Origin of the sequence: Desulfovibrio sp. 1214_IL3152 (genome assembly GCF_036763055.1) — a bacterium.
Taxonomy (GTDB): domain Bacteria; phylum Desulfobacterota; class Desulfovibrionia; order Desulfovibrionales; family Desulfovibrionaceae; genus Desulfovibrio.
Genome location: NZ_JBAIYW010000393.1, coordinates 1 through 2,706, shown reverse-complemented (window position 1 = coordinate 2,706; position 2,706 = coordinate 1). Strand labels below are relative to the sequence as shown.

General features: G+C 57.4%; 3 protein-coding genes and 1 pseudogene. 1 reads left to right on the top strand and 3 read right to left on the bottom strand.

Features of this window, described 5'->3' with window-relative positions:
- Positions 1 to 276: ATP-binding protein (locus V6C07_RS08565; RefSeq protein ID WP_333535975.1), on the bottom strand; the 276-nt coding region annotated here is incomplete at its 3' end.
- Between the two features lie 2 nt (positions 277 to 278).
- On the bottom strand, positions 279 to 935 hold the full coding sequence (locus tag V6C07_RS08560; RefSeq protein WP_333535974.1) for an HAD family hydrolase: 657 nt from the start codon (positions 933 to 935) through the stop codon (positions 279 to 281).
- A 269-nt stretch (positions 936 to 1,204) separates the two neighbouring features.
- Between V6C07_RS08560 and V6C07_RS08555 the strand changes: the two genes are divergently transcribed.
- Positions 1,205 to 2,098 (top strand): ornithine carbamoyltransferase, encoded by an 894-nt coding sequence (locus V6C07_RS08555; RefSeq protein WP_333535973.1) that lies wholly within the window; start codon positions 1,205 to 1,207, stop codon positions 2,096 to 2,098.
- A gap of 327 nt (positions 2,099 to 2,425) precedes the next feature.
- Here V6C07_RS08555 and V6C07_RS08550 read toward each other — a convergent pair.
- Positions 2,426 to 2,706 (bottom strand): annotated as a pseudogene (locus V6C07_RS08550) (serine/threonine protein kinase); the annotation flags it as partial.

The following is a 2,706-nucleotide window of genomic DNA, read 5'->3' as shown; positions in this document are numbered from 1 at the left end:
CGGGCCGTGGGCCGCGTGGACAGGGGCTGTTCCTTCGCGCTCGGCCTTGGCTGCGAGGGCGGCTTCTTCATCAAAGTCCTCAGCCTCGCGCTCTATAAGTTTTAGTGCGCCTTCGGGGCAGTTAAGACATGCGCCAAGCCCGTCACAGTAAGAATCCCGTATAAGTTTGGCCTTGCCGTCCACCACGGCCAGAGCGCCTTCAGCACAGTCCAGCACGCACAGGCCGCAGCCGTTGCACTTCTCTTCATCAATTTCAATAATAAGGCGTTTTGCCATGACTATATCTCCACCGTCAGTTCGATCAGTTGGGACGGAGCGTCGATAATATGGTCAGCTCCGGCGGCGCGCAGTTCCTCCGGCCCGCGAAATCCCCAGGCCACGCCCACTGACGTTGTACCCGCATTGCGCGCGGTCTGTACATCCACATCACTGTCGCCCACGTACAGAACCCGGGCTACAGATGTATGCATTGTTTCGGCCATGTCCAGCAGTGCGTCGGGTTGTGGTTTGAGGGGAACGCCTTTTCTGCCGCCGCGCACAAGCGTGAACGGAATGGAGGGAAAATAGCGCTGTACCAGTTCCACTGTATGCTCTTCGGGCTTGTTGGAAAGCACCGCCAGCGGGCAATCCCTGGCGGCCAGAGCTTCAAGTGCCGGAATTATGCCCTCATAAGGCCGGGTGGCGTCGCACATATGGCGTCCGTAATGCCGGCGGGTTTCTTCCACCAGGTGCGACAGGGCCGGGGCCTCAAGTTCTGCTGCGGCGGGCAATGCATCGCGCACCAGTTTGTCAAAGCCGCGTCCCACAAAGCGTCTGTAGTCCGCCAGGGGATGCGTTGGGTAGCCGTGCCGGGCCAGTACGGCATTGCAGGCGTTGCCGATATCGTCAAGCGTATCAAGCAGGGTGCCGTCCAGATCAAAGAAAAAGACTCTCATCAAATCTCCCATGTATTCTTTGCAGCAGTAAAAACAGTGTAGCGGAAAAGCACTGTGAATCACAAGCCCGCATCGTGACCAAAAAACAGTGACGCAGGGCGGACGGCAGTGTTCCGCAAAATGCCGTTGCTGACGGCATATTCCTGTACGCGGCATTTGTCATATGCTGTCAAGACCTTGCGCGGTACTTCTGGACATAGGCATGGCAGCTTGCTAAGGTCATAGCACTGGGCATAATCAAGGTATGTGACGCCCGTCACGGAGGATTTATGGCTCGACATATACTGACTATCAAAAAACTGGGAGAAAAGGCGTGCTGGCTGCTTGTGCAGCAGGCCATGGGCATGCCCGAGGCCAAGACCAGAACGAATTTCATGACAGAGCGTGTGGCTGTGCTCATTTTTGCCCAGCATTCGTTGCCGGAAAGGCTCTGCGTGTCCGCAGCGGTCCGGCAGTTGGGCGGGGCGGTGGTGTATGAGGGCAACCGCAGCGTGTGGCGCTCGGAACTTTCCGAGTACCGCGAACAGCTCATGCCCATATTCAGCTATTATGTGGACTGCCTGTATACCTACGGCCTGCCTGTGGCCTCCTGGGACCCCGCCAGGATAGACCTGAGCTTCCCCCTGATCAATGCCGGCAGTCCGGATGCGCATCCGGCGCATACCCTGGCCGATATTGCCTGCATGCTGCGCAATTCGCGCAATCTCGGTAATGTTACCTGCGGCTGGCTTGGCTGTCTCAACGGCACCCTGCATTCGCTTGTGGAGGCCACGGCATGGTTCCCCTTCAGCTTGCGCGTGGCCTTGCCCTCGCACATTGACCCGGCGCCCCTCAAAAGGATCGTTGCCGAGTTGGGAACCGATGTGACCTTTGTGGATACCCCGGAAGAAGCCGTGAAAGGCGTGGACTATGTTTTTGCGGGTTGCCGCAAGGGGCTGACGGAAGAAGAGCACGGGCAGTGGAACATTTGCAGCGACTTGCTGGCCAAGGCCGCGCCCCATGTGCGGATCATGCTCAGCGCGCCGCCCGTCAATGCCATCCGTGTGGAAAATGATATTTTACGCAACAGCAAGGCGTCCATGCTTATCCAGCAGTCCGAATACCGCCTGCGGGTACACAAGCGCATGCTGCACTGGGTGTTTCTGGACAATGACGATGCCTGATCGGGTTCTGTGCCGCATCGGGACGCGGAAAGCGCACGAGGCGCAGACCGGCTCTGGCGCTTGAGTGCAATATTTTTTCGAAGAAGATTGTTTCAACAATGCAGACAGCCCGGCTAAACCGGGCTGTCTGCATTTTGAGAAGCGTATTGAGAAGTAATTTCAGCGCATATTGGCTCGGCGCTCACTGCTGTGCTCAACAGGGCAAGTAAATGGCGCTGCTGTTTTCATTCGCAAGCCGTTAAAGCATTTAACACTTGAAATGCTTGCTTACGGCAGGCAAAAGCCTGCCTGCTCGCATTTCGTGGCAAGGATTTTCAGGAAAATGCTCTAATCCGCCAAAATTTCATAGTGTTCCAGCTTATCCCACACAGCGCTCACAAGCATTGCCATGGCAGCTGCCAAGCGCGCTTTGGACTGGTCATCGGGCGGGCTTGCTTCGCCTTTGGCCCGTGCTGTTTCCGAGGCCAGACGCTGGCAGAAAAGCTCTGGACAACGGGCCTGCTGCCCCTGGGCCAGCAGGGGCATGTACCCGGCAAAGGGACCGTCCACAAAGGCTTCCAGATCTTCGTGATCTGCGCTTTCCTGGTTTTCGGCGGCCTGTGGGGCGG